The sequence below is a fragment of the Micromonospora sp. DT231 genome (genome assembly GCF_049847025.1).
Lineage (GTDB): Bacteria > Actinomycetota > Actinomycetes > Mycobacteriales > Micromonosporaceae > Micromonospora.
On the sequence record NZ_JBNCNO010000008.1, the window covers coordinates 164957 to 191016 of the forward strand.

Sequence of the window (26060 nt, forward strand, 5' to 3'; positions counted from 1 at the left end):
CACGTCAACCTCATGATCGACTCAGCGGGTGGGGGTGGGGGTGGGGGTGGGGGTGGGGGTGGGGCGGAGGACACCCAGGCGTTGGGTCGCACGGGTGAGGGCCACGTACAGGTCGCTGCGCCCGCGCGGCGACTCAGCCACCATCCGGTCCGGGTCGACGACGAGCACCGAGTCGAACTCCAGCCCCTTGGCCTGCGCGACTGTCAACACCACCACCCGGCTCTCCAACTCCGGGTGCTCACCCACGGCCGCCTCCGGCAGCGCGGCCGCCACCGCGGCGCCCAACTCGCCGACCCGGCCGGCCGGCACGAGCACGCCGAGCCGACCCTCGGTCAGCGCGGTCGCCTCCCGGGTGGCCTCCGCGACGAGTTCCGCCGCCAGCCGCTCGCCGGGCACCGTCCGGTCCCACGGGGGTACGCCGCTCTCCCGCACCGAGCGCGGTGGACGCAACGCCGGGTCGATCTCCGCCAGGACGTCGGCGGCGACCGCCATGATCTCGGCCGGCGTGCGGTAGCTGACCGTCAACTCGGTCAACCGCCACCGCTGGGCCACGTACGGGGCGAGGGCGTCCGCCCAGGAGGGCGTGCCGCTGAGCGCGCCGGTCTGCGCGACGTCCCCGACGATCGTCATCGAGCGGCTCGGGCAGCGGCGCATCAGCAGCCGCCACGCCATGGGGCTCAGCTCCTGCGCCTCGTCCACGATCACGTGGCCGAACGCCCAGGTCCGGTCGGCGGCGGCCCGCTGCGCGGTGGTCAACCGGTCGGCCTCCTCCTGCCGTTCCAGCAGCCGATCCGCGTCGATTAGGTCGGTCACGCCGAGGATCTCACCGCCCTCGGCCTCGTCCTCGACGTCGATCGAACGCGAACCCCGGGCGATCTCCAGCACGCCCTCGGCGTACTCCCGTTCCAACATCCGGAGGCGGTCCCGGCGGGCGGCGGCGGCGCGCTCGTCCTCGCCGAGCAGCTCGGCGGCCTCGTCCAGCAGCGGTACGTCGGCAGGCGTCCAACCGCCCGGCTCACGGTGCAGCAGCGCCCGCTCGTCGTCGGTGAGCATCGGCGCGGCGGCGGCGATGCGGTCCGGGTCGGCGTACAGGTCGGCGAGCAGGCGTTGCGGGGTCAGCACCGGCCACAGCCGGTCGAGGGCGGCCTGGATCTCCGACTCCTCGCGCAGCTCGCGGCGGATCTCGGCGCGGTCGGCCTCGTCGAGCAGGTTGTCGCCGCCCAGCGGGTCGGCGCCGATCCGTTCGGCCACCTGGTCGGCGAGCGCGTGCACGATCTCCGTGGCGAACAACGCGCGGGCCAGGTTGTGCGGCCGGTCGACCCGGCGGACCCGGTCCCGGGCGGTGCGCACGGTCTCCGGGTCGAGACTCAGCGCCTCCCGCTCGACCTCGATCTCCAGCGGCTCGTCCGGCACCCACTGCCGGTCCCGGACGGCGAGCGCCAGGACCTCGGCCAACACGGCCCGGCCCTTGAGCGCCGCGGTCTCGGCCGGTTCGGCCCGTTGGGCGCTCACCCCGGGAAAGAGATCAGCCTGGGTACGCAGCAGCACGCCGGTCTCGGCCAGCGTCGGCAGCACCTGGGAGATGTAGCGCAGGAACGTCGCGTTCGGGCCGACCAGCAGCACGCCCCGGCTGGAGAGTTCGCGGCGGTGTGTGTAGAGCAGGTACGCCGCCCGGTGCAGCGCGACGGCGGTCTTGCCGGTGCCGGGGCCGCCCTGGACCACCATGACGCCCGGCAGTTCGGCGCGGATGACCTCGTCCTGTTCGGCCTGGATGGTCTCGACGATGTCGCGCATCCGGCCGGTGCGGCCCGCGTTGAGCGCCGCGAGCAGCGACGCCTCACCGGTCAGCTCCTCGTGGCCGCCGGGGGCGGCGGAGTCGATGTCCAGGACCTCGTCGTTGAGCCCGGTCACCTTGCGCTGGCGGGTACGCAGGTGCCGGCGGCGGCGTACGCCCTGCGGGTTGGCGGCGGTGGCGAGATAGAAGGCGCGGGCGGCGGGGGCCCGCCAGTCCATCAGCAGCGGGTCGTAGTCACCCGTGGTGTCGAAGATGCCGATCCTGCCGATGTAGTGGCGGGAGTCGTCGTCACCGTCGAGACGGCCAAAGCAGAGCCCGTTCTCCACGGCGGAGAACTGCTCGACCTGATCGGCGTACATCGCTACCGAGCTGTCGCGCTGCGAGCGGTCCTGGAGGGTGCCGCCGGTGTTGCGCAGCTCGGCGGTGAGCCGGTGGGCGGCCTGCTCACGCAGCCCGTCCAGCCGGTCGTAGAGCATCGAGACGTACTCCTGCTCGCGACCGATCTCGTCGTCGAGCGGCAATTCGCCGGAACCGCCGGAGTGCCTTGACAAGCCGTCTCCCTAAAGATTAGAATCCTTTGCAGGAACGGCTATTAGCCGTTCTTTTTTGTGTCCTCGAACTGTTGAAGATAGCGCGTTCCGCCGGTTCGCACCAAGCCCGGCGGGTCGGCGCCGGTGATCGCGAGGTGGCGTCGGATGATCCTGCGGGCCGGGCAACGCGTGGTCTTCATCGGCGACAGCATCACCGATTGTGGTCGGCGCGACGTCGCCGCGCCCTACGGCTCCGGTTACGTCAGCCTCGTCCGCGCGTTCGTCGACGCCCGGCACCCGGAGTTGGAGCTGACCTGGATCAACCGGGGTGTGGGCGGCGACACGGTACGGGACCTGGCCGCCCGCTGGGACGACGACGCCATCGCCGAGCGCCCCGACTGGCTCGCGGTGCTGATCGGCATCAACGACATCTGGCGGCACTACGGCGACCGCCCGCACGAGGCCGTCGGCATCGAGGAGTACGAGCGCACCCTGCGCGACCTGCTGCGTCGGGCGGTCACCGCCACCGGCTGCCGGCTGATCCTCGGCGACCCGTTCCTCATCGAGGCGGACCGCGGCGTTCCACAACGCGCCGACACCGACAGGTACGCGGCGGTGGTGGCGGGGCTGGCCGCCGAGTTCGACGCCGTGCACGTGCCCAACCAGGCGGCGTTCGACCGGGTCCTCGCGGTCAGCCCGTCGGCGCGCTGGGCCGACGACCGCGTGCACCCGTACCTGCCCGGTCACGCGGTTCTCGCCGACGCCTACCTCAGCGCCCTCGGCGCCGCCTGACCCGCGCACGACCGACCGCCGACTCGGCGCCCGCCGGCACCGCTGGCTGTCGCCCGCGCGCGGGTCGGACGCGCCCAGCCGGCCTCACGACCCGGGCTGCCCTTCGCCGCCGCCCGCGCGCGGGTCGGACACGATGACGCGCCGGGCCAACCGCGAGGGTCGACCCGGCGCGGACACCGGAGGATCAGCCGCGAGCGGCCTGGTAGAGCCGTTCGGGAGTGACCGCGCCGGCGAGAACCCGGCCGTCGTCGGTGAGCAGCACACTGAACAGCTTGCCGGTGAGCAGACGACCGCTACCCCAGTCGCCCTTGACCGCCGCGAGCCCGCCGAGCAGCTTCGACAGATCCATTCCGGGTGCGGCGCCCGCCGGTGGCACGGCCGGCTTCGCGTCGGCCGGCTTGCCGCCGAGGGCCCCGTCGAGGCGGGCGACGAGCACGGTCGTCCATCCGGTGCCCACCGCGCGTACCTGCGGATCGGCGGCCGGCTCGACGTGGCCGGGCTTACCCGCGGCCGGCCGCTCGGCCTTCTCCTCGGTGACGGTCACGCCGGGCGGCGGGTTGAAGGTGAACTGGTCCGCATCGGGCCGGCGGTAGTCGATCTGGGTGAAGGCCATCTCGAACGCCGGCTGGTCGCTGCCCTTCGCGAGCACCTCGAAGCGCAGCGGCACGTGCTGCTTGGCGTCGATGGCGATCCGTAGCTGGTGCACCAGGGAGCCCTGGTCGCGCGGCTGGAGCACCAGCTCGTACGCGTCCTGACCGGCGACTGTCGCCGACCGGCCGACGCTCACCTGGGTGCTCGGGTCGATCGCGGCCAACGCCAGGTCGGCGGCCTGCTGCGGCGTGGCCGGCAGGCTCGGCCGCGCCTCGGGCGCCGCCTGGCCGGTCCCGGTGTCGCCGAGTGTGCGGTGCTGGGCGGTGTTGGTCCGACTCTCCCAGGTCCACACGTCCCGGCCGTTGCGGATCACGTCCTGCTCGCCGAGGGTGTCCAGCAGCGCGACCCGCTGCCGCTCCGGGCCGGAATACCAGACCCGCAGGGTGTGCGTGCCGGTCAACATGGTGGTCAGGTCGTTGCCGGGGAGCAGCCCGGCGAGTGGCGGCAGGCCGAGGTCGGCACGCTGCACGACGGTCCCGGAGACCCCCTCCAGTCGGGACGTCTGCAGGTCGACCAGGAGCTGGGCGGCGGTACGCGGTGGCAGGCTCGGCTCGGCCTCGGCGGCGAACGTGCCGATCGCCGCTCCACCGCCGATGACGGCGACGGCTGCGGTGGCCGGGACCAGCCAACGAAGGACGGGACGGCTTCTCAGGACGGACATGGTGGCACCTCCTGCTCCCATCCTGCCCCCTCGGCCCTGAGAACGTGCTGAGGACGCCGAGCCGCCGCCTGTTGACCCGGGTGGCACCCTTGACGTGTGCGGTTGCTTGTGGTGGAGGACGAGGCCCGGTTGGCGGCTGCCCTACAACGCGGCCTGCGGGCCGAGGGGTTCGCGGTGGACGTGGCGCCGACCGGCCCGGCCGGCCTGGACGCGGCCCGGCACGGCGGGTACGACGCGATGATCCTCGACGTGATGCTGCCCGGCCTCTCCGGCTACGAGGTGGTCAGGAAACTGCGAGCGGAGCAGCACTGGTTGCCGGTGCTGATGCTCTCCGCCAAGGACGGCGAGTACGACCAGGCCGACGGCCTCGACTGCGGCGCGGACGACTACCTGACCAAACCCTTCTCGTACGTGGTGTTGCTGGCCCGGCTGCGGGCGCTGCTGCGCCGGGGCACGCCGGAACGCCCGACGGTGCTGGCGGTCGGAGACCTGCGACTGGATCCGGCCCGTCGACGGGTGACCCGGGCCGACGCCGAGGTGACGCTCACCGCACGGGAGTTCGCGCTGCTGAACTATCTGATGCGCCGGCCCGGCCAGGTGATCTCCAAGATCGAGTTACTGGACCACGTCTGGAACGCGAGCCTGGAGACCGCGCCGAACATCGTCGAGGTGTACGTCGGCTACCTGCGCCGCAAGCTCGGCCGGGACCGACTGGAGACGGTCCGGGGTGCCGGTTACCGGCTGGCGACGTGACCACCGGCGGCCCGGTGCCGGCCGGTCGCGCGCGAACCGACTGGCTGCCGGTGCTGGGGCTGCGGGGGCGGCTCCTGGCGATCGGAGTGTTCGGCCTCACCATCGGGCTGGCCCTGGGTGGGGTGGTGCTGTTCGGCGCGCTCGGCTTCGTACTCCAGCGCACCGTCGACACCGAGGCCTTCCGGACCGCCGACGCGGTCGCCCTGCTCGCCGCCGAGGACGTGTTGCCCGATCCGCTGCCGGTGGCCGGCGGGCAGGTCCGCGTCCAGGTCGTCGACGGGCAGGGGCGGATCAGGGCCGCCTCGATCGACGCCGACCGGCTCGTCCCGATGGTCCGCCCGGAGCGGCTGCGCCGCGACCGGCGCCAGCAGCTGGACGTGCCGGCGGAGCGGGTCGGGCTCGCCGGCCCGGTCCTGGTGGTCGCCGTGCCCGCCGGCACGGCGAACGACCCGCTCACCGTGCTGGTCGCCCGGTCGATGGCCGACGTGCGGCAGAGCACCCACGTGGTCCGGACCATCCTGCTGGTGGCCTTCCCGCTGCTGGTGGCGGTGCTCGCCGCCGTGGCGTGGCGGGTGGTGGGCGCGACTCTGCGGCCGGTCGAGGCGTTACGTCGGGGCGCCGAGGAGATCACCGGGCGGGCCGGCACCGGCCGGCTGCCGGTGCCCGCCTCGGCCGACGAGATCCACCGGTTGGCGGTCACCCTCAACGACATGCTGGACCGGCTGGAGTCCGGACGGGTGCGTCAACGGGCGTTCGTCTCCGACGCCGCGCACGAGCTGCGCAGCCCGTTGACGAACATCCGCACCGAGCTGGAGGTGGCGCAGCGCCTCGCCGACCGGACGGACTGGACGGCGGTGACCACGAACCTGCTGGCCGACACCGACCGGCTGAGCCGGCTGGTCGACGATCTCCTGCTGCTGGCCCGCCTGGACGAGGCCGCGCCGGCCCGGGGGACCGGCCCGGTCGAACTGGGCGCGCTGCTGACCGAGGTCGCCGCCCGCTATCCGGCGTCGCCGGTGCGGGTGGTCCTGCCGCCGGGCCCGCTGTGGACGACAGGCAACGCCGACGAGCTGCGCCGCGTGCTGGCCAACCTGGTCGACAACGCGGTACGGCACGCCTGCGGCAGTGTGGTGCTCGCCGCCGAGGCGACGGCTGCGGCGCGACGGACGGACGGGCCTGGCGTCGGGGCGTACCACCTGGTGACGGTGACCGACGACGGCCCGGGGATCCCGGCGGCCGACCGGGAGCGGGTGTTCGACAGGTTCACCAGGCTGGACGACGGCCGGGCCCGCGACGACGGCGGCGCCGGCCTGGGCCTGGCCATCGTCCGGGAGTTGGTACGACGCGCCGGTGGCGGCATCACCCTCACCGACGCGCCGGAGCGGCACGGGCTCCGGGTGTGCCTGCTGCTGCCGGCCGAGGAGCCTCCGGAGCCAACGGTTGACGCGCCGTGATGGTGCGGGGTCAGCGGCGTCGGGTGCAGACCTGCGCGGAGTTGGCGACGGTGTCGGTGGACCAGACCACGGCAACCGTGAAGCAGTAGTCGTTCGTGCGGTTGAGCGCGTAGATGACGTAACTGGTGGTGCCGGCGGGCAGGGTCGCGAAGACGTTGCGCTCCTGCCCGGTACGACCACCCGCGATGACCACCGGCCCCTCGCTGCCGGCCGGATAGGTCCAGTTCAGCGCGATGCTGTCCCGGGTGTCGCGCAGGGTTACCGCGCCCGGCGGACTGCCCGGCGGCACCCCGGTGGCGGCCGGCGTGGGCGGGGCACTGCCCGAGGTGGGCGGGGTGGCGGCCGGCGGGGTGCCGGTGGGGGAGCCGCTGGCCGGGGGCGGGGTCGGCTCGTCGTCGCCGTCGACCCGGGCCACCCCGGCGATCACCGCGGCCGCGCCGAGCAGCACCACGACCACGCCGGCCACCAGCACGGGCACCAGCCGGTTGCGTTGCGCCGCCGGCGCCCGGTGCACGGGGACCGGCAGCAGGCGCGACGGCGTGTAGGGCTCGAGCGGCGCGTACGGGTCCGGCGGCCGGTGCGGGTCGGACGCGGCGTACGGGTCGGACGCCGTGTACGGGTCGGACGGCGTGTATGGGTCGGACTCCGCGTACGGGTCGGACGGCGCGGCGGGGCGGTGTAGCCGGTAGACGCCGGGCTGCTCCTCGGAGCCGCCGGCCAACCCGAACACCGACGGGGGCACCGGTGGGTCGGTGTGGTGGGACGAGGGTTCCGTCTCGGGTGGCCACCTGGTGCCCGTCGACCCGACCGGCTCGTCGGCAGGCGTTCGTGGGTTCGGCACCGTGCCGCCGGCCGCCGCCCCGCCCTGGTGGGGGTAGGGAGTCGGTGGCTGGTGCCCGGCGTCGGTCGGGTCGCCGCCATGCGGTGGCACCCGGGCGGCCGGCACCACAGGCGTGTCCCGGGCGGTGGGCGGGTCGTCGGCGCAGGCGTGGTCGGGATTGGCCGCCGCCCGGGCCAGGGCCGCCACCTGCGCGGCAAGCGGATCGTCGGCGGGCAGGTGCTGCCGGCACAGCTCGCGGGCCAGCGCCAGGTGGTCGTGTGCCTCGGTGAACTGCCCGCAGTCACGCTGCATCGCCCCGAGCCGCGCCAGCATCTTGATGCCGCTGGGGTGCCCGTCGCCGTAGATCTCCCGGTGCAGCTCCCAGGCGTCCTGGAGCCGGTCCCGGGCGACCGTGCACTGGCCGCGGGCGTACTCGACGGTGGCCAGGTCGGCGTGTGCGGCCAGCACCCGCAGCGACTCCGGGCCATCCTGCGCGGTCAGCTCGATGATGACTTCCTGGTAGAGCCGCGCGGCCCGGGAGTGGCTGCCGACCCGGTGCAACACGGCGGCCAGGGTCGCCGCGGCGGCCACCGTGCGCGGGTCGGAACGGCCGTGCAGCCGGGTGGTGGCCGCGTACGCGAAGGCGGCCCATCCTCGGGCCGAGTGCGGCTCACCGAGGGCGACCAGCACCCTCGCCTGGAGGCTTGCCGCCTCGGCCAGCTCTCCGGTGGCGTTGGCCGGGCGGGGGTCGGCATCGGTGAGCGCGTCGGCGAGCAGTTGCTGCGCGCCGGCCAGGTCGCCGGCCGACACGAGGTGGTGCGCCTGGTCAGTCAGTTCACCGAAGCCGGAAGACACGCCCCATCGTGCTCATCCGACGACGGTAAGTACAAGACCCGCGCCGGTGTTGATTGGTCAGGATCTCCTCAGGTGGTCGGCCAGAGTTTCGCTGATGCGGCGCAACTGGTCGACCTGGGCGGGGCTCAACGCGTCGAACAGGTGCCGGCGTACCCCCTCGACGTGGCCGGGTGCGGCGGCCGCGAGGGTCGCGAATCCCTCGTCGGTGAGCAGCGCGACCTGCCCGCGCCGGTCGGTGGGGCAGTCCTCGCGGCGCACCCATCCGGCCGCCTCCAGGCGGGCCACCGCGTGCGAGAGCCGGCTGCGGGATGACCCGGCGGCCTCGGCCAGGTCGCTCATCCGCAGGCGGCGACCGGGGGACTCGGAGAGCCGGACCAGGATCTCGTAGTACGCGTGTGGCATCGCCGCGTCGCGTTGCAGCTCGCGGTCGAGCGTGTCCATCAACGCCCGGGAGGCGGTGAGGTACGCGCGCCACGTGCGTTGTTCGTCGGAGTCCAGCCAGCGGGTCATGACCGCCATCATAACCCATTTAGTTGAACGTTCAACAAAACTGCGCTAGTCTCGGGTCATGGGTATCCACCGGCTCAACCACGCGGTCCTCTACGTCACTGACCTCGCCCGCAGCGTCGCGTTCTACCGGGACGTGCTGGGCTTCCGTGCGGTGGCGATGACCCCGGACGGCTTCCGGGGCGCCACCTTCCTCCAGGCCCCCGACTCCACGAACGACCACGACCTCGGCCTGTTCGAGATCGGCGCCGGCGCCGGGCGGTCGACCGCCGGGCGGGCCACCGTCGGCCTCTACCACCTCGCCTGGGAGGTGGACACCCTCGACGAGCTGGCCGTCACCGCCGAGCGGCTCGCCGCCGCCGGGGCTCTGGCCGGCACCTCCGACCACGGCACGACCAAGAGCCTCTATGGCCGGGACCCGGACGGTCTGGAGTTCGAGATCGTCTGGCTGGTCCCCGCCGACCTGCTCGACGACGCCGCGCTGACCGCCCGCAAGCAGATCGGTCGGCTCGACCTGGACGCCGAGCGGCAGCGCTACGGCGGGCAGACCCGGGGCGGAGTGGGGATCTCCGTGTCAGTCTGAGCAGGTCATACGGTAGAACGGACCGATGTCGACCGACCGGACCACCGATTTCCTCCGCGCGCTGCTGGTCCGCCAGCTGACCACCTGGCTGCCCACCGCCCTGCACCGCTCCCGGCGGGCCACCGTGGCGCTCGCCGGCGTCGACGCGGACGGCGCGGTGGCCGCGCTGCGACTTGTCGCCGGGCACGCCGACCAGTTGCGCGGCCGGCAGGTGACGGTGCTGGTGCTGGCCGACGGCGCACCCGACCTGCCGACCCGCCTCGGCCCGGTCGAGGCGGAGCTGCCCGCCGAGGTCACCGTGCACCTGCTGCCCGGCACCCCGGACCGGCTGCCGGTCGCCGCGAAGGCGGCCGGCGCGGCCGGGTCGCCGCTGTTCTCCTTCGTGGACGTGCCCGGCGCGGTGAGCCGGGAGCTGCTCAGCGCCGCCGCCAACGGCCGCACTGGGGAGGTGCTGCTGCACGCGGGCAGCAGTGCCCGGGACGCGCTCGTCGCGGTCGGCTTTCCCCTGGTCGCCGAGGTGGCGCCGGTCCTGCCGGATGACGAGGCCACCGGTGTGATCGCCTTCGGCAGTCGTTCGGACCGGAGTCTGGAGGCGGTCCGTGAGGCGCTCTGGTCGGTCGGCGCGGACCTCGGCGTGCGCTACCGCGACCCGACCGGCGCGACTGTCGACGTGGCCGCCGACCCCGACCTCGAACCGCTGGCCCGCGAGCTGCTGGCGGAGCTGCGTCGGGGCGGGCCACGGCCGGTCACCGAGCTGCGTCGGCACACCCTCACCGCGACCGTCTACCGTGCCGCCGACGCCAACCAAGCGCTCGCCGCCCTGCTCGACGCGGGCAAGGTGCACCGCGACCGCGAGGCCGGCAAGCTAGCCGGCGACGAAATCATCACCCCGAAGAGCTGACCAACCCCAACCCCAACCCCAACCCCAACCCCAACCCCGCCCCCAACCCCGCGCCGGCCTGCGCGATCTTGCACTTTCTGTCCCCGCGTAAGGGGTATTCCGCGCAGAACGGCAACAGAAAGTGCAAGATCGCGGGGGTTGGCCCGGGGGTGAGAGCCCGTAGACGCCGAGCGGGGTGCCGGTGAATCACCGGCACCCCGCTCGACTCCCGGGAGGCTACGACCGGGACTTGTCCTGCTTCCAGGACAGCGGACCCGGCAGGTCGACCCGGTGCGCCTTCGCCTTGGAGTTCCAGGACCAGCGTCCGATCTTGATGCTCCAGGAGGAGAAGCCGTTCTCGGTGAAGTTCAGGACGATCGGACCGTACTTCTTGCGCTTGCGAAACATGAGGCCCATCGGAGGACTCCCCTCGTCACCGTTCCCTGCCGTGTCGAGATCGAACATGCCCGAACCGACAACTTTTGAAACCCTCTCGGGGTCCGTCCTGGACAGTGCGCGCCACGCGCCGCGAATCTCTACTCACCAGATAGGTGTTGCGCCACGATAGACGCTGCTAGGGGCGCTTTGTCGCATCGTCAGACGTGCAATTCTCACCTTCTGGAAGAGCGTTGACCGGGGGATCCCGCCCCGGCAACATGAAGTCATGTCGCAGCGGGACGAGCTTCACCTCACCGCTCGTGTGCACGTCGACCTGGTCCGGCACGCGAGCGCGCTCTGTTGAGCTGACCGGTCCATCCGGCTCGGTTCCAGCCCCGCACTCACACCGCCGGTCCGCTCAACGCGGAGCAGCGTGCCTCCCCACCCCCCTCCGAGCGTCCGCGCTCCCTCCGCGGACAGATCAGGAGACCCCGCATGTCCCCATCCCGTTCCGCAAAAACCCCGATCACCTCCGGCCTGACCCGACCGGCCCACGCGTACCCGGCGCCGGTCCAGGTGTCGGCATGACCACCGTGGAGCGTCCACAGACGGACGCCGCCGAGCTGGGCCCGGTGAGCGCGGACCTGTTCCGTGCTCTGCTGCGACGACAGGCCACAAGCGTCACGGTGGTCACGGCGGTCGCCCGCGCCACCGACCCCGCCTGCCTGGGCGGGATCGGCGCGCCGATCCGGGCCGGTTTCACCGCGACCTCGTTCACGTCGGTGTCGCTGGACCCACCGCTCGTCTCGTTCTGCCTCGGGGTGGCGTCGTCGAGCTGGCCGGTGCTGGCCCGCGCCGAGCACGTCGCGGTGCACCTGCTGACCGCGGGGCAGCGGGACGCCGCGACGATCTTCGCCACCAGCGGCATCGACAGGTTCGCCGCGTACCCGGACTGGACGCCCGGACCATTCGGGGTGCCGCTGCTGACCGGCGTGCTGGCCCGCCTGTTCTGCCGGGTGGTGCACCGGGTGCCCGCCGGCGACCACACGCTTGTCATCGCCGAGCCCCTGGCGCTCGGTGACGGCGGCGACGGCGCGCCGCTGGTGCACCACCGGGGCGGCTACACCACCGCCGTCGCGCCGGTGCCCCGGTGAGCGCACCGACGACACCGGACCTGCTCGCGTTGGACCGGGCCGCCCAGGACCTGCTGTTCCGGGCGGCCCGCACGGCCAACACGTTCACCGACGAGCCGGTCACCGACGCCGAGGTCGCGGCGATCCACGACCTGATCCGGTACGGCCCCACCGCGTACAACGGCCAGCCGCTGCGTGTGCTGCTGCTGCGCAGCGCGGCCGCCCGGGCACGCCTGCTGCCGTACCTCTCGTCCAACAACCGGGCGAAGACCGCCAGCGCCCCGCTCGTGGCGGTGCTCGCCGCCGACGTGGACTTCCACGAGCGACTGCCCGAGCTGTACCCGCACCGCCCGCAGGCCCGCGACTGGCTCACCGATCGGGCGACGCGGGTCGAGCAGGCCCGGTTCAGTGCGACCCTGCAGATCGGCTACCTGCTGGTGGGCGTACGCGCGGCGGGGCTCGCCGCCGGCCCGATGGCCGGGTTCGACGCGGCGGGCGTGACCCGGGAGTTCTTTCCCGACGGGCGGCACGAGGCGCTGCTGGTCATGAACGTGGGTCGACCCGGCCCGGACTCCTGGCGGGAGCGGCTGCCCCGGCTGGACACCGAGGACGTGGTCCGGACGCTCTGACGCGCGAGGTGGATCAGCGCGGCTCCCACGCGTCGGGCAGCGCGGTGAGCTTGCGCACGTGGGCGGGCAGCCGACCGCTGACGATCTCGGCGAGGCTCACCTCGTCGACCACGCGCCGCACCGCCGCCCGCACCGCCACCCACAGGCCGGGCAGGTTCTCCGCGGCGCCCTCGTACGTGGTCTCCTCGGGGCGCAGGCCGCGTACCCCGGCCAACGGGCCGTCCACCGCCCGCAGCACCGCGCCGACGGTCACCTCGCGCGGCGGGCGGGCCAGTGTGTAGCCGCCCTCGGCGCCGCGTTGGGCGCGGACGATGCCGGCCCGGCGCAGATCCGCGAGGACCGCCTCCAGGAACTTGCGGGGCATGTCCTGCTCCCCGGCGATGGCCTGGGTGGACAGCAGCGAGGGGTACGCGGTGGCGAGGCTCAGCGCCGCCCGTACCGCGTAGTCGCCGCGCGCGGAGATCTGCACCCTGTCATCATGCCCGGCCGGTGCCGCGGGCCGGTCCGGTGGGCGACCCGGACGGCCCGGCGTGGCCGCTGTTGGCCGGTTCGCCGTGCGCGCCGGGGCGGAACCGGCCCCCGTTGGCGCCCGTGGGCTCGGCGGGCGGTCGAGGCCGGACCACCCGGCCGGCCACCGGTTGGTCGCGGGCTGCCCGGAACGCGCCGGGGCTGACCCCGACCTCCCGGGTGAAGAAGCGGCCGAAGTTCGTCGGCTCGGAGAAGCCGAGCTGCCGGCCGATCTGCGCGATCGGCTTGTCGGTCGCGGCGAGCAGCCGCCCGGCCTGCAACGCGACCCGCTCGTCGATGACCTGCTTGGCGCTGCGGCCGGTGACGGCCAGGCACGCCCGGGTGAGGGTACGCACCGAGCAGCGCAGCGTGTCGGCATAGTCCTCCACCCGTCGGGTGCGCGGGTAGCCGCGCTCCACCTCCTGGCAGAACCTGTGGAACGTCTCGTCCTCGGGCCGCGAGGTCGAGCGGTCGGGGCCGGCCAGGGTGAGCCGCAGCAGCAACACGGCCAGTTGGTGGCGGAGCAGCGCGCGGGCGGTACGACTGTCGGGGTGCCGCTGGCAGTCCACCGCCAACTGGCTCACCTCGCTGATCACCGCGTCCTCGTCCTCGCCGGCCAGTTGCCGCCAGGTGACGGGCGTGGCCGGGTCGACGTCGAAGCCGCGCAGCGCCTCGGGATCCCAGGCGACCACCGTGGCGTCGAACTGCGGGCCGGCGCAGCGCAGCGCCTGGCCGGCGCGCACCCGCAGCAGCGTGCCGGGCCGGCACGGCAGCAGGTGGAAGTCGAGTTCCGCGTCGCCGTGCCCGCGGGTGGTGAGGATCAGCAGCTCCTGCTCGACGATCACCGGCCGACGCCAGCCCGGGTCGCCGGCAAGGTCGGCCAGCGCGAACGTGGCGATCTCGTCGGGTACGGGTGAAGCCGAACCGATCGGTGGCGCGGGGGAGGGAACGGTGGAGACCATCGCCTGCGACGGTAGCCCGAACCGCAGGTCACCGCATCCCGATCGACATCGCTTGCGCAATCCGCGCCGCCCGCGGGGCTTGTCGCCGTCCCGGCGGCCGGGCTACGTTACCCGGCGGTAGCGCCGTCCGGTCCGCGGTCCGCCCGGCGCCTCGCCGGCCGACCAAACCGTCGGCGGCCCCGCCGACTCGCGATGGGATGGGCATGACGCAGCTGTTCTCGGTCGAAGGTAAGACGGTCCTGGTCACCGGCGGGTCGCGGGGGATCGGCCTGATGATCGCCCAGGGCTTCGTACGGGCCGGCGCACACGTGATCATCTCGTCCCGGAAGGCCGACGTCTGCGAGGCGGTCGCCAAGGAACTCTCCGCCGAGGGCCGGTGCGAGGCCGTCCCCGCGGACCTGAGCGACGACGCCGGCGCCGAGGCGCTGGCCGCCGCCGTACGCGAGCGCTTCGACCGGCTCGACGTGCTTGTCAACAACGCCGGCGCGACCTGGGGCGCACCGCTGGAAACCTACCCGGAGGCCGCGTTCGACAAGCTCTGGGCCGTCAACGTCAAGGCCGTCTTCCGGCTCACCACCGCGCTGCTGCCGGCGCTGCGCGCCGCCGCCAGCGCCGACGACCCGGCCCGGGTGATCAACATCGGGTCGATCGACGGCATCCGGGTGCCGTTCATGGAGGTGTACGCGTACTCGGCCACCAAGGCTGCCGTGCACATGCTCACCCGCAGCCTGGCCCACCAGCTCGCCGCCGAACAGATCACCGTCAACGCGATCGCGCCCGGCCCGTTCGAGAGCAAGATGATGGCCTTCGCCCTGGACGACCCCGCCAGCCGGGCCGCCATCGAGCAGCAGGTGCCGCTGGGCCGCATCGGACGCCCGGAGGACATGGCCGGCACGGCCATCTACCTCTCCTCGCGGGCGGGCGCCTACCTCACCGGGGCGGTCATCCCCGTCGACGGCGGCATCACCACGCACGGCTGAGCGCCGACCATCCCGGTCGGGCGGCGCCTCCGGGCGACCCGGTCGGGCTGCCCGCGTACTCCCGGGTGTGCCGGGGCCGCGCGGACTCGGCAGATCCGCGCGGCCCCGGTGTGGCCGGTGTTGCCCGTTCGGGCGGTGCTCAGCGACCGGCGAGCAGCCGGTTCACCGCCGTGTCGACGTCCAGGTGCTCGGCTTCGCGGCCGCGCGGGACGACGACGTACGTCCGTCGAAGGAAACGCACCAGAACGCTGCGCGGCACCTCGAAGAGGGCGTTGCCGTCCGGTGACGAGAGGGCCAGCGCGACGAAGTCGCCGCGCGGTGTGGCCCAGGGCCAGACCCGCACATCACCGATGCCGGCTGGCTCGTCCAGGCCGGTGACCAGCAGTTCGCGGGCGAAGGACCAGCTCACCGCCTCGCCGCCGGCAGATTCGGCATGGAACAGGACATGGACCGCATACGGGTCAGCAGGGTCGTAACGCAGACTGGCACGCACCGGCAAGGCGGTGGCGTCAGGTGCGACGAGCCTTAGCGACGTCTCGACCTCTACGGTCGTCGGTCGGATGACACTCATGGACGTTCTCCCCCCGGCACCGCTGCGGAACGCGCGTGTCCCGCTTTTCCCATACTCAGGTGCTACTCCTGGCTACGCTCCGCCATACGCTGACTTCACCCAGTGGTGGGAAGGGGGACGGAAAGGCCGCGTGAATGTGAGCATTCATGTAGGATTTCCGGTTCTGCCCAGTGTGTGATTCCGCCCGGCATCGGGTGGCTCAGTCGTCGACTTACTCCGGTAACGTCCAGTCGGCCGTTGCAGTGACGGGCCTGAGCGACACTGGGGGGTGAAATGGTGGCGAAGAAATCCTCAGTGGATCGGCCCGCGGCGCCCCGCCCGCCGAAGGTCGCGGTCCGAGCAGCCGAAAAGTGGGGGTACGGAACACCGATGGAGCAGCCCGAACGCGCCGATCGGCCAACGACCGACGCCGATCGTCCCGGTGGTGTCCTCGTCGTCGGAGAGCCACCGCGCCGCCCCCGCTGGCGGGAGCGGATCTCGCTGACACTCGATCTCATCCGGTCCAACCCCAGCGGCCGGATCGCCCTCAAGATCTTCATCGCGATCGCCGGAGCGATAGTGGTGACCGTCGGCATCGCACTCATCCCGCTGCCCGGTCCCGGCTGGCTGTTGGTGATCGCCGGGTTGGGCATCTGGGCGGTCGAATACCACTGGGCCCGCCAGCTGCTCGGCTTCACCCGCCGCCACGTCTACGGCTGGACGCAGTGGGTGACTCGACAGTCACTGGCGGTGCGAATCGTGCTCGGGTCCGTCGGCCTGGTCTTCGTGGCCACCGTGGTCTGGCTGTCGCTCAAGTTCAGCCTCGGCATCGACCTGGTCGCCAAGGTGATGCAGTACCTCGCGACGCACTGACCCCGGATTTCCGGTCGGGTTCCACGATCGGGTAGAGTCAGTGGCGCTGAGGGCGATTAGCTCAGTGGGAGAGCGCTTCGTTCACACCGAAGAGGTCGCTGGTTCGATACCAGCATCGCCCACTCTCAGATTGTGCAGGTCAGAAGCCCGTTGCCGGATCAATCGGTAACGGGCTTCGCCGTATGTGCTGCTTACATTGGGAGCAGATTGGGAGCAGCGCGGCTGGTTCTGTGTTCGGGCCGCCATGGACCTGTCCGGTTGAGTGTTCTGATGTGCGGTCCCGAGCGGGCCTGCTGGCTGGTTGAGGAGTTGGGCCGACCGCTGCCGGTGCCGCGCGGCGGGAGGGTGGTCCCGGTTATGGCTCATGGGTTGCCTGGCGGCCGTAGGTCCGATGGTTGGCCCATTCGCCGGTCCACAAGGCGAGGTCGTGTACCCAGAGCTCGGCGCTCTGCCGGGACTTGACGGCCCACTTTGTTGCGTTCTTCGCCGCGAAGTGGTCCAGGACCTGACGGTCGGTCGCCGTCCATGCGGGAAGCTGGGTCAGCCACTCTTCTGCCTGTTTCGCGCGGTGGCCGCTGCCGATCAGCCACTGGACGAGCAGCGCGAGTTCGACCCATGCGGCGGCCTTGGTTGCCCACGCCCAGTCGACGATCCGTAGGCCGAGTGGCGTCACGATCAAGTTGGTCGGGTTGAGGTCGGAGTGGATAAGTGTCTCGCCATTCATGGCCGGGTGCGCGAACCCGAGCCGGGCTGCCGGGGTGAACCACATCTCGCCAGGCGCAGGTGTCTCTTGAAGTGCTTTCAGCGCGGCGAGGAGCAGATCGAGGTCCCTACTGCCGGGTGACAGGTCCGGGTGGGGACCGGCAAGATGTTCGGTCCCCGCCACCAGCCAGCCATCGGATTCGAACTGCCATAGGACCGCCGGCGGGTGCCGGTCGATGGCTCGGGTGGCCGCGAGTTCGTAGCGCAGCGACCGAACGCTCAGCTCGCCGGTGGCGGCCTTGACGAAGATCCGCCCGGCGGGTCCGGTCAGCGTCGAGGCGATCTCGGCGTGGTTGCCACTGGAAGCCGAGGTGACGTCAAAGGTTCCGCCGGCCCGTCCGGCGATCCCTGCCGTGACACTCTCCGGCAGAGTGGTCCAGTCGCTACGCATCGGATCTTCCCTCTGCTACGTGCCCGGCTGAGGCGGATTCGGCGGACAGCAGGACTCGGCCTCGCCGCCCCAGAATTCCATGTCGACCCGGTAGCCGGCCGCGTGCAGCGCCGCGAGTGTGTAGGTCACGGCGCTGCCGTCCTGCATGGCCCCGGTCAGGATCGGCCGGTGGTGCACGTAGTGGCCCGCGATCTGTTTGCAGGCGACGGGGTGGGGCTCGCTGATCTGCACGGCGGTATGCCAGACAGCCGCACACAGCAGCGATGGTGACCGGGCCGCGGACTATCTCATCCAGGCGGACCGCAGCTGCCAAGGCGCGGCGATCGTGAGCGTGTTCCCCGATCGGCCGATGCGGCTGCGGGCTGGCAGCTCACGATGGGAGGTGGGGGAGCCGTCGTCCTTACTGTCGACGGTTGGCCTGCGGATCGCATGCTCAGGGAACTCGATGGAACGGCGCGGGTTCGTTGTCCTGTGGTGGGACTGGCTGTGGTCGGCCAGGCGTGTGATGGCGCGGGTTTCGGCGCATGGTGCTCAGGGTTGGGCCTTCGGGCAGGCTGATGGTCGGTTGTGGTGTGTAGCCGTGGCGGATGTGCATGTTCTGGGCGTCGGTGGTGGTGCTGGTCCAGGCCAGGAGGTTCACGTGGTCGAGTCGGCTGCGGTGGTGGTTGAGCAGGGCTGTGCCGCGTCCGGTGCGTCTGGCTGTGGGTTGTACGGCCAGGAACGCGAGGTGGTAGTGGGGTTCGGTGGGTCGTTCCTTGGCGAGCAGTCGGTCGAGGAGGTCGAAGCGGTCGGCGTGGGGGCCTGCGGCGTCGCTGAGGCGGGTGGGGTAGTTCGCGGGGGGTGGGATGGGCCGGTATCGGTGGAAGCCGACGGTGGCGGCGGTGGCGTCGTCGGTGAGGTAGATGTCGCCGTAGAACATGGCGTGTTCGATCCAGATGGCGAGGACGTCGGTGAGGATCCGGCGCCGTGGGCTTGGGTCGGGGATGAGCCATGTGGCGAGAGGGCTGGGATGGAGGGCGTCGGCGATGAGTGCGGCGACGTGGTCTTTGTCTGCCCAGCGGGCGGCGCGGATGCGCGGGACAGTGTCCATGGCGGGATTTCCCTTGAGTTGTTGTTGGCGGGGTCAGGAGTTGTCGCTGCTCGTGGTGTGGGTGTGGACGAGGAACAGGTGGTAGTCATCGACGAAGGCGCCGTTTCGGTCGCCGTCGGCTGGCGGTGTGAGTGCGGCTCTTTCGTAGGCGAGTAGTTCGCCGGTGCTGGGGTTGAGGATCAGCAGGAAGCGGATGTTGTCGGCGGTGGCGCTGATGCCGATGCCGGTTCGGCCTGCCCGGTCGTTCACCGATGGGTGGTAGGTGATTCCGGCGGTGCCGTGCAGGACGGTGAGGATCGCGGTGCGGGCGGCTTGGTTGGGGGTGCGCCAGCCCAGCAGGCTGGCGAGGCCGCGGATGACGGCGGTGGGTCCGAGGAATCGAGGTTGCGTGGTGTCGATCTGCGCGGTGAGTGCCGTCGGGTCGGCGGCGATCGGTCCGATGGGTCCGTCCAGCTGGCCGGGGTAGTAGGTGCTGTCGTCGGTGGGCTGGTTGCCGCCGGGGTAGCGGCTGCGGATGACGCGGCCGGAGGCGTCGTCGGCGCGCCAGCGTTGCACTTCGAACAGCACGGTCCGCGTGGTCGTGCTGTTGCCTGCGATCGTGGTGTCCGTGGCCCACTGGAGTAGATGGACGTAGGCGAACCCGCCCGGGACGGCATCACAGCCTGACGGTCTCGCCCCTACCGTCCTGGGGCCCTGCCGGGTCGGAGACGACGCCGACAGACGCGTCGGCACCTGGTCGAGTTGCTGTTGGGCACGAGTCTTGAGCTGTGCCGCGGTCAGGGTGGCGGGCGACGGACACGGTGCCACGGTCGGCCGGGACGCGGCGGTGCTTGGCAGCGAGGGCAGGGATTGCGCCGGCCCGGCGGTGCCCGTCCAGGTCGGGATAGCGGTGGCGGCAGCGAGCAGACCGAGTACACAGACGGCGGCCATAACCTTCATGGCTCCCCGGCCGACCGGGTGGGGCTTGCCGGTCGGAGGTCGCACGGGGGATTGGTTGGTCACGGTGGGTTTCCTCGAGTTGAGCGGACAGGGCTAGCGGTAGGCGGCGGTGGCCAAGTCACCGACGGCGGCGTCAACGGCGGCGATGATGTCGCGCACCGGCTGGTAGTGCTGTGCGGCGATGGCCTTCAGGCGGCTAGTCATGGCTGGGGTGTCGTCGTCGAGGTAGAGGTGGTGGGTGAGTCCGAGGTCGGCGACGAGACCGGCGAGGGCGGCGGTGTGGCCGTTGGGTTGTTCGTGGCCGGTGGCGAGGTAGCGCAGGCGGGACCGGGCGATGACGGCCCATTTGCTGTCGGTGGGTAGGTAGGTGTGGGCGCGTATGAGGCCGCCGAGGCGCCGATGGGTGTGCTGGCGCAGGATCCCGCCGGCGAACAGACCGGCGCGGGCGCGGTCGTACAGGTCGTCGGAGAACCCCCGCAGCCACATGCGCAGCAGCGGGTGAGCGTTGCGGATGGTGGCGGCTGCGGCGTCGGCGATCATGTCCCCGGTCGGGCGGTCGATGTGCGGGTGTATCCGCTGGTGGCCTGCCGCGCGCGCCTCAGCGTTCGAGTCGAGAGTCACCCGCCCGGCCAGGTACAGGTCGATCAGGACCGCGCCGGCGAGCCCGAGCGCGAGGGCCTGCCGGTGCACGTGGGGGTGTCCGGTGTCGTCGTCGTGGCCGAGGAGGAACAGCTCATCGCGCAGCGGCAGGCGCGGGATCGACGCGGTCATCGGCGGGGCTCCTACCGCAGTCCGGCGGTGAGTAGCCGCAGCCGCTCGTGTGCCCCGCCGTACGCGGGTCCGGGGGCGGGGAGCAGGGTTTTGTCGATGGCGGCGAGGACGGTGTAGTTGGGGTCGCACACGTTGCCGATCGGCGCTCGGCCCGCCTGCGACACGAGTTGGTAGGCGTCCAGGGTTTCCAGGCCGGTCAGGGCGCTGGCCCATCCGACGAGGTCGTGCTGGGCGATGCGGTACGCGTCCTCCAACGGACGGGCGCACCCGATCGTCAGGATGTCCCGGTCGGTCTCCAACCGCGGCCACCGTGTGGACGCGCCTTTGATGACATCGATGGCGAGGGTGGTGGTCGTGGCGATCTCCACGCCGACGCCGCAGGCCTCGCCCTCACCTTGGCGGGCGTGCCCGTCGCCGAGCGCGAGCATCGCACCGTGAACGTTCACCCCGAGGTACAGGGTGGTGCCTGCGCGCAGGTGCGGGGTGTCGAGGTTCCCGCCGTGAGTGTCAGGCACGAGTGTGGAGCGGGCCTCGAACCCGCCGGGGGCGACACCGATCGTGCCGATCATCGGGTCCGCCGGCAGGTCCACGCTGTGGTTGCTACGCGTGGCCTCGAACCGCACGGTCCCGGCCTGGCGGTCGATGTCGTACACCCAGACCCGCTCCTCCAGCGGCGGTTGCAGGGTGGCGGTGTGGGCGGTGGAGGTCAGTGCCCCAAAGTGCGGGAACGTCGACGACACACCCCAGTCCCGGGCCGGGGTGATGGCGGCGAGGTGGACGGCGAGGGTGTCGCCGGGCTCGGCGTCCTCGACGAAGAACGGCCCGGACACCGGATTGAGGTTCGGCATGCGGCACACCTGCGACGGCAGGTCCGCCGGCCCCCGAACGAGACCACCAAAGCAGTCCTCCGTCACGACGGTGAACACGTCCCCCCCGCGCACGTGCGCCACCGGCATCCGACCGCCGAAGGTGTACGCCAGCTCATCCCGAGCCGGTCGGTAGGTGAACCTGTCCATGCCGGTCACACCCGCTCCACGTGACGCGCCTGCGGCTGCGCGGGCGCCAACCCCGACAGGGCCGGCCTGCAGCCGAACAGGTATAGACCAGCCAGGATGATGACGCCGAGGGCGAGCCAGGCCAGGCCGAGGCGCTGGGCGGCGATGTTGGCGTTGATTACCACCCATACCAAGATTGCGAAGCCGATGCCAGGCATGACCAGGTGTGCCCACCAGTTCCCGCTGCGCTCCCGGATGAGGTGATGCACCACGACCGAGACGTGCAGGACCAGGAACGCGACCATCGCCCCGAAGTTGATCAGCGACGACAGCAGGGTAATCCCATCCGAACGGGTCGCCATGTACAGGCCCAGTGCCAGGGACACCGCCCCGGTGAGCAGCGTCGCGTTGATCGGCACGTTGCGCCGGATCGACACCTTCGCCAGAAACGACGGCAGCTGCCGGTCCCGAGCCATCGCGTACAGCAGCCGAGAGGTCGCGACCTGCGCGACCATCGAGTTCGGCAACCCCCACGCAATCGCCGTGGCCACCGCGCACACCGTCGCCAGCCAACCCCCACCGGCCACGGCGGCGGCGTCGTAGAAGGCAGTGCCGTTTGGATCACCCTCCGCAAGAAGGGTGCCGGGGTCGGGGACGAGCATCGCGGCCAGCCACGTCTGGGCGATGAACAGCACCCCCGCCAGGATCAGGACGGCGGCCATGGCGCGGCCGATCTGACGGGAGCCGCCCTTGGTCTCCTCCGCCAGCATGGAGATCCCGTCGAAGCCGAGGAAGGACAGCACCGCGAGCGACACCGCACCCGCCACCACCGACCAGGTGAACGTGTCGGAGTTGTAGAAGGCGTCCCAGCTGAACCGATCTCGGCCCGTGGCGAGGGCCCAGCCGGCGACGGCCAAGAAGCCCGCCAAGACGATCAGCTCACCGACCAGCATCAGCCGGGTAACCACAGCGGTCATCCGGATCCCCACCGAGTTGACGATCGTGTTGACCGCGACGAACCCGAGCAGCCACAGCCACACCGGCACCGCCGGGACCGTCGCGTGCATCGCCACCGACGCCACCAGGTACAACAGCCCCGGCACGAGGACGTAGTCCAGGAGGATCACCCAGCCGGCGAGGAACCCGACCTGCGGGCTGATGCCGCGGCCGGCGTAGTTGTAGACGCTGCCCGACATCGGGAACGCCCGCACCATCTGCGCGTACGAGAACGCCGTGAACACCAACGCCACCACACCGACCGCGTAGGCCAAGGCCACCATCCCGCCAGAGCCGGCGTAGACGCTGCCGAAGATCGCCATCGGCGCGATCGGCACCATGTAGACCAGGCCGTATGCCAGCAGATCCCGGAACCGGAGGCGCCGTGCCAACTCCTGCCGGTAGCCGTAACGCTCCAGATCGGGCTGATCAACCATCTGGGATCCTCTCAAACTTGATCAATAATTTTTTGGGGTAGCTGCTTCACCAAAAACGCTGCTGGTGACGACTTGACCGCAGCTTCTTCGGGCGGAGACGCGGCCCGCGCACCGGCGACGAGAGTTGACTAAATGCGAATACGGTCGATGTCGGGAACCCTCTTCGTGAACGTCTGACAATTCGCCGACAAGATGCTCATCCTCCGGCGGCTGCGCGGGTGAGCGGACCCACTAGGTCCACCGTGGATTTCTCCGATCCCCCAATGAGGCGTGACTGCCAAACCGACCCTGCAAGGTGCCACTCCTGCAGCTCCCTTGAACACATTCGAGTGCGGCGGCAAACCATGAGTTAGTTGGAACCCCCTTGACGGGTGCGGCACTCTTAGCCTGACCGATGTCACCGGCAGCTCCGCCAGGTGGCCAGGTCTAAAGCCGGTGCAGCTGGGGCACCAGCAGCCGTGGATTCGACCAGGTCGGACTCACGCCGACGTCCTAACAGCCGCGCTCGTCAGGCCAAACCAACAGGTGGTAGGCGTCCGCGACCTGCAGCAGTGCCAAGTCCTGCGAACAGACCAAGGCGTCGATGCTGTACTACTCCTCACCCGATGCTGGGAGCTGGCCAGCGGTTCCAACTCGACGAAAGCGCCGAGCCCGTTGACGACTTCCAGGCATACGGTCGCGCGATTCCGATCGCCGCTTCGGCGCTGCTTGGCGATCCACGCAGTTGGCACCCACTGTCGCAGGGCGAGCGCCGTGAACTCTCGGCAGGCCGTCGACGAGGTGCTTGGCCTCATGCTCATGATCATCCCTGGCCCCGGCGCTTAAGTAACGAGCGGGGAGCGTACGAGAATCGCGGTTCACGTGCGTCCCAACGCCGCCGGGGGGATGTTGGAACTTTGTTGGAATAATGTTGGAAGCGGCCGCTGAATAGCTGATGCGTCAGAGACCTGCACTACAGTGTTCCCACGCCACTGTGTCTCGCCTCGCGCGAACGTTTGTACCCATCGGGAGCTGCTGATGTCGAGCGTGCCACCACAAGAAGTAGCCAAGGCGTGGATCGCTCTTGGTCATATGCTGGCCCGCAGCCGTAAGGCCGCTGGTTACACGCAGGAGACGTATGCGCCTCGGGTGAGCTATGGACGGAGCACGATCGCGAACGTGGAGACCGGCCGGCAGCGCGTGGGCCGCGATTTCTGGGCCCGAAGCGACGATCTGTTGGGGACTGGCGGCAGGCTGTCCCAGGAATACGATCGCATCCGGCTCGCCAGCACTCGGCACGTGCCCAGCGGCATGGCTGCCACTCAGGCATTTCAGGTCGCTGCCCTGCCGTCGTCCTCCAACGCGGTGGAGATGCTCTCTCGCACGTCCGGAACCGACTACCTGATGGGCGAGTGGAACAGCTTTTCCACGCTCACCAGCATGCTGGCCCAGCAGCGTCAGGCCGTGTCACCCGACGCGCTACTGGGTCTGATCGAGGCCCACCGTGATTGCCTGTCGACGCTGTACCGTAAAGCCGGCCGTGCGCCCATCCGTGTCGATATCGGAGCGATGCTCGCCGAAGCGTCGATCGTCGCGAGCCGGCTGTGGAGTGCACAGGGCAACCGTGCTCTCGCGCTCGCTCACTGTGCCTACGCTCGCGAGCTCGGCGACAGGCTTGGCAGCCGCAGGATCAGCGCGACGGCACGTATCTTCGAGAGCAACCTCCACTCGGAAGCCGCCACACTGATCGACGCAGACGGTGACATCATGATCGGCCTGCGGCTCCTCGATGAGGCCGCCCGCGCGTCCACCGATCTCAGCCCTGCCGCGCGAGCTCGAGTAGCTGCTGAGCAGGCTCAAGCCTTCGCCGCGCTGCGACTTCCACGCGAGGCCAGGGCGGCCCTGAAGCGGGCGGAAGAAGCAGTCAACGACTTGTCACCTGTTGACTGCGTTGGCCTCTACAGCGACTGGAGCAGCGCCCGTCTTTACGTCTATGCGGGCACATGTCATCTCCTTCTCGGCCAGCCCCACCAGGCTGTGACTGTGCTCGAGAGTGCAATTCAGTCGCTGGAACCCGACCACGCCAACGTCAACGTCGCCTTGGCAGCAGCGGTAGACCTTGCCAGCGCCTACGCCGAGGCTGGCGAACTTGAACAATCTTGCGCCCTGCTTGGCAACACCTACGACCAGCTGAAAGCAGGTGGGAACCATCGAGGCATCGCTCGAGCTCAACGAGCCCGGCAGCGGCTGGCCCGATGGCGCGACGAGCCGGTTGTCCTCGAACTCGAGGAGCAGATGGCCGTCTAGCGCGCAGCCGGCGACCCGCCCGTAGTCAACAGCGAACTGACGGCGGCTACCACCGTCGTCGGGTCGAGATTGTTTAGTACCACGTCAGGTTCGTAGGATGCCAGCTCTTGACGCCCAAGCCGGTGAGCGACAACAGCGACACGAAAGCCGGCGTGACGTGCGCAAGCGATATCGTTGGGCGCATCCCCGATGACGATCGCTCGAGCGGAATCGAGCGGATCACCGTAGATCGCGGAGTAGCGCTGAGCTACGACTGCCGGAAGCTGAAAGCGATCTCGAGCGTCCGACCCGAAGCCGCCGATGCGAAGATCAAGAAACTCATCCAATCCTGCCACGTCCAGCTTCACCTCGGCGGCCGAACGCAGATTGCCGGTCAGCACGGTCTGGACGAAACCACGGCTGTGCAACTCCGCGATGCTCGCCGCAGCACCTGCATACGGCGGCTGAACCTCAGCGAGCTCCTGCCGACCCTTCTGCATGACCGCGGCAATGGCCTGACGGAAGGCGGGTATGCCCGCCTCCGCAGCTGACGGGCCCACGCCCGAAGCGATCGCCGTGTCCACTGCGATCGACTCGTCCGTATACCCATGCACCTTCTTGTCAGGGAAGACAACCTCGGACTCCGCGATGCCGTATGCACGAGCGACCGCGCGCGTCAGCCAGCGCAAGTCTGCGGGGATGAGCGTCCCGTCAACGTCCCAGATGACCAAGCCGGCCCTGCTGTGGTTCACAGAAGCATCGTCGCACGCGTACGGGCAGCTAACCCTGTCGAGCATCGCCGGGGCCGCGGCGGGAACGAGACGGCCAGGCGGCGGACGCGGTCGCGGCGGCGGGTGTCGGTGGATTGTCATGGTCCGATGACGTGTCTGTCCGACAACGCCCGGCGTAGGCGAGTGTAAGTGAGCCTTCCCCGAGAGGCCGGGGCGGATCGTCCGCGCAGTTGATAGCTCTCCGGACGACACCTCCGCTGCCTACGTGGTGATCATCGCGCTGGCCGCAGCTGCTGACTTGCTGGGCCAGCCCTGGACATGCAGCGCGTCCGGTGGCGGGGGTGGCTGTTCGCTTCCGATCGCTCGCGACTGTTGGAAGGAATGTCTGCC

The 26060-nt window shown here is 70.8% G+C and carries 27 protein-coding genes and 1 tRNA gene; 12 read left to right on the top strand and 16 right to left on the bottom strand.

Features of this window, described 5'->3' with window-relative positions:
- Window positions 1–21 precede the first annotated feature (21 nt).
- Window positions 22–2346: a HelD family protein gene (locus ACPXBU_RS21545; RefSeq protein ID WP_425759367.1), complete on the bottom strand. Its 2325-nt coding sequence runs from the start codon at window positions 2344–2346 to the stop codon at window positions 22–24.
- Between the two features lie 144 nt (window positions 2347–2490).
- On the opposite strand from ACPXBU_RS21545, the gene ACPXBU_RS21550 reads away from it, so the two are divergent.
- On the top strand, window positions 2491–3117 hold the full coding sequence (locus ACPXBU_RS21550) for an SGNH/GDSL hydrolase family protein (protein ID WP_425759368.1): 627 nt from the start codon (window positions 2491–2493) through the stop codon (window positions 3115–3117).
- 184 nt (window positions 3118–3301) lie between these two features.
- On the opposite strand, the gene ACPXBU_RS21555 is transcribed toward ACPXBU_RS21550, so the two are convergent.
- The gene (locus ACPXBU_RS21555) at window positions 3302–4429 is read right to left on the bottom strand and encodes a LolA family protein (RefSeq protein WP_425759369.1); all 1128 of its coding nucleotides are present in this window, start codon (window positions 4427–4429) and stop codon (window positions 3302–3304) included.
- A gap of 96 nt (window positions 4430–4525) precedes the next feature.
- Between ACPXBU_RS21555 and ACPXBU_RS21560 the strand changes: the two genes are divergently transcribed.
- Both ACPXBU_RS21560 and ACPXBU_RS21565 read left to right on the top strand, forming a co-directional pair.
- Entirely contained in the window at window positions 4526–5182 is a 657-nt protein-coding gene (locus ACPXBU_RS21560; protein WP_393374376.1) for a response regulator transcription factor, read from the top strand.
- 74 nt (window positions 5183–5256) lie between these two features.
- Complete coding sequence (locus ACPXBU_RS21565) at window positions 5257–6636, top strand: sensor histidine kinase (RefSeq protein ID WP_393374445.1); 1380 nt, start codon at window positions 5257–5259, stop codon at window positions 6634–6636.
- Between the two features lie 10 nt (window positions 6637–6646).
- Here ACPXBU_RS21565 and ACPXBU_RS21570 read toward each other — a convergent pair whose 3' ends face one another.
- Together ACPXBU_RS21570 and ACPXBU_RS21575 are read right to left on the bottom strand one after the other, a co-directional pair.
- Window positions 6647–8311, bottom strand: coding sequence for a tetratricopeptide repeat protein (locus tag ACPXBU_RS21570; RefSeq protein WP_425759370.1), 1665 nt, complete (start codon window positions 8309–8311; stop codon window positions 6647–6649).
- A gap of 57 nt (window positions 8312–8368) precedes the next feature.
- Window positions 8369–8830: a MarR family winged helix-turn-helix transcriptional regulator gene (locus ACPXBU_RS21575; protein WP_393374371.1), complete on the bottom strand. Its 462-nt coding sequence runs from the start codon at window positions 8828–8830 to the stop codon at window positions 8369–8371.
- 49 nt (window positions 8831–8879) lie between these two features.
- Between ACPXBU_RS21575 and ACPXBU_RS21580 the strand changes: the two genes are divergently transcribed.
- Entirely contained in the window at window positions 8880–9401 is a 522-nt protein-coding gene (locus ACPXBU_RS21580) for a VOC family protein (RefSeq protein WP_425759371.1), read from the top strand.
- Window positions 9402–9426: 25 nt separating this feature from the next.
- Window positions 9427–10302: a hypothetical protein gene (locus tag ACPXBU_RS21585; protein ID WP_425759372.1), complete on the top strand. Its 876-nt coding sequence runs from the start codon at window positions 9427–9429 to the stop codon at window positions 10300–10302.
- A gap of 216 nt (window positions 10303–10518) precedes the next feature.
- On the opposite strand, the gene ACPXBU_RS21590 is transcribed toward ACPXBU_RS21585, so the two are convergent.
- Window positions 10519–10698, bottom strand: a complete 180-nt coding sequence (locus ACPXBU_RS21590; protein WP_425759373.1) for a DUF4236 domain-containing protein — start codon at window positions 10696–10698, stop codon at window positions 10519–10521.
- A 247-nt stretch (window positions 10699–10945) separates the two neighbouring features.
- On the opposite strand from ACPXBU_RS21590, the gene ACPXBU_RS21595 reads away from it, so the two are divergent.
- From ACPXBU_RS21595 to ACPXBU_RS21605, 3 genes are all read left to right on the top strand, one after another.
- Window positions 10946–11023 (top strand): putative leader peptide, encoded by a 78-nt coding sequence (locus ACPXBU_RS21595; protein ID WP_350938629.1) that lies wholly within the window; start codon window positions 10946–10948, stop codon window positions 11021–11023.
- 220 nt (window positions 11024–11243) lie between these two features.
- Window positions 11244–11813 carry a flavin reductase family protein gene (locus tag ACPXBU_RS21600; protein WP_425759374.1) on the top strand — a complete coding sequence of 190 codons (570 nt, stop codon included), beginning with the start codon at window positions 11244–11246 and terminating at the stop codon, window positions 11811–11813.
- Window positions 11810–12421 carry a malonic semialdehyde reductase gene (locus ACPXBU_RS21605; protein WP_425759375.1) on the top strand — a complete coding sequence of 204 codons (612 nt, stop codon included), beginning with the start codon at window positions 11810–11812 and terminating at the stop codon, window positions 12419–12421. Before ACPXBU_RS21600 ends, ACPXBU_RS21605 begins: the two co-directional genes overlap by 4 nt.
- Before the next feature lie 13 nt (window positions 12422–12434).
- On the opposite strand, the gene ACPXBU_RS21610 is transcribed toward ACPXBU_RS21605, so the two are convergent.
- Both ACPXBU_RS21610 and ACPXBU_RS21615 read right to left on the bottom strand, forming a co-directional pair.
- Window positions 12435–12890 (bottom strand): RrF2 family transcriptional regulator, encoded by a 456-nt coding sequence (locus ACPXBU_RS21610; RefSeq protein WP_393374357.1) that lies wholly within the window; start codon window positions 12888–12890, stop codon window positions 12435–12437.
- Window positions 12891–12897: 7 nt separating this feature from the next.
- The gene (locus ACPXBU_RS21615; protein ID WP_425759376.1) at window positions 12898–13890 is read right to left on the bottom strand and encodes a helix-turn-helix transcriptional regulator; all 993 of its coding nucleotides are present in this window, start codon (window positions 13888–13890) and stop codon (window positions 12898–12900) included.
- A gap of 203 nt (window positions 13891–14093) precedes the next feature.
- On the opposite strand from ACPXBU_RS21615, the gene ACPXBU_RS21620 reads away from it, so the two are divergent.
- Window positions 14094–14870: a glucose 1-dehydrogenase gene (locus tag ACPXBU_RS21620; RefSeq protein WP_425759377.1), complete on the top strand. Its 777-nt coding sequence runs from the start codon at window positions 14094–14096 to the stop codon at window positions 14868–14870.
- Window positions 14871–15009: 139 nt separating this feature from the next.
- On the opposite strand, the gene ACPXBU_RS21625 is transcribed toward ACPXBU_RS21620, so the two are convergent.
- A complete protein-coding gene (locus ACPXBU_RS21625; protein WP_007457244.1) occupies window positions 15010–15441 on the bottom strand; it encodes an SsgA family sporulation/cell division regulator in 432 nt (143 codons plus the stop codon).
- A 369-nt stretch (window positions 15442–15810) separates the two neighbouring features.
- Between ACPXBU_RS21625 and ACPXBU_RS21630 the strand changes: the two genes are divergently transcribed.
- Window positions 15811–16293, top strand: a complete 483-nt coding sequence (locus ACPXBU_RS21630; RefSeq protein WP_425759379.1) for a TIGR02611 family protein — start codon at window positions 15811–15813, stop codon at window positions 16291–16293.
- Between the two features lie 50 nt (window positions 16294–16343).
- Window positions 16344–16415 (top strand) — tRNA-Val (locus ACPXBU_RS21635).
- 233 nt (window positions 16416–16648) lie between these two features.
- On the opposite strand, the gene ACPXBU_RS21640 is transcribed toward ACPXBU_RS21635, so the two are convergent.
- The 7 genes from ACPXBU_RS21640 to ACPXBU_RS21670 form a co-directional block, all read right to left on the bottom strand.
- A complete protein-coding gene (locus ACPXBU_RS21640) occupies window positions 16649–17446 on the bottom strand; it encodes an aminoglycoside phosphotransferase (protein ID WP_425759380.1) in 798 nt (265 codons plus the stop codon).
- A 15-nt stretch (window positions 17447–17461) separates the two neighbouring features.
- Window positions 17462–17677 carry a hypothetical protein gene (locus ACPXBU_RS21645; protein ID WP_425759381.1) on the bottom strand — a complete coding sequence of 72 codons (216 nt, stop codon included), beginning with the start codon at window positions 17675–17677 and terminating at the stop codon, window positions 17462–17464.
- Window positions 17678–17879: 202 nt separating this feature from the next.
- Window positions 17880–18536, bottom strand: coding sequence for a GNAT family N-acetyltransferase (locus ACPXBU_RS21650; protein WP_425759382.1), 657 nt, complete (start codon window positions 18534–18536; stop codon window positions 17880–17882).
- Window positions 18537–18569: 33 nt separating this feature from the next.
- Window positions 18570–19103: a hypothetical protein gene (locus ACPXBU_RS21655; protein WP_425759383.1), complete on the bottom strand. Its 534-nt coding sequence runs from the start codon at window positions 19101–19103 to the stop codon at window positions 18570–18572.
- A 465-nt stretch (window positions 19104–19568) separates the two neighbouring features.
- Window positions 19569–20246: a GOLPH3/VPS74 family protein gene (locus ACPXBU_RS21660; protein WP_425759385.1), complete on the bottom strand. Its 678-nt coding sequence runs from the start codon at window positions 20244–20246 to the stop codon at window positions 19569–19571.
- Between the two features lie 11 nt (window positions 20247–20257).
- A complete protein-coding gene (locus tag ACPXBU_RS21665; protein WP_425759491.1) occupies window positions 20258–21262 on the bottom strand; it encodes an acetamidase/formamidase family protein in 1005 nt (334 codons plus the stop codon).
- A 5-nt stretch (window positions 21263–21267) separates the two neighbouring features.
- Window positions 21268–22674, bottom strand: a complete 1407-nt coding sequence (locus ACPXBU_RS21670) for an APC family permease (protein WP_425759386.1) — start codon at window positions 22672–22674, stop codon at window positions 21268–21270.
- Between the two features lie 1017 nt (window positions 22675–23691).
- Here ACPXBU_RS21670 and ACPXBU_RS21675 point away from each other — a divergent pair.
- Window positions 23692–24960, top strand: coding sequence for a helix-turn-helix domain-containing protein (locus ACPXBU_RS21675; protein WP_425759387.1), 1269 nt, complete (start codon window positions 23692–23694; stop codon window positions 24958–24960).
- On the opposite strand, the gene ACPXBU_RS21680 is transcribed toward ACPXBU_RS21675, so the two are convergent.
- Complete coding sequence (locus tag ACPXBU_RS21680) at window positions 24957–25691, bottom strand: HAD family hydrolase (protein WP_425759389.1); 735 nt, start codon at window positions 25689–25691, stop codon at window positions 24957–24959. The genes ACPXBU_RS21675 and ACPXBU_RS21680 overlap by 4 nt on opposite strands.
- Window positions 25692–26060: the final 369 nt, after the last annotated feature.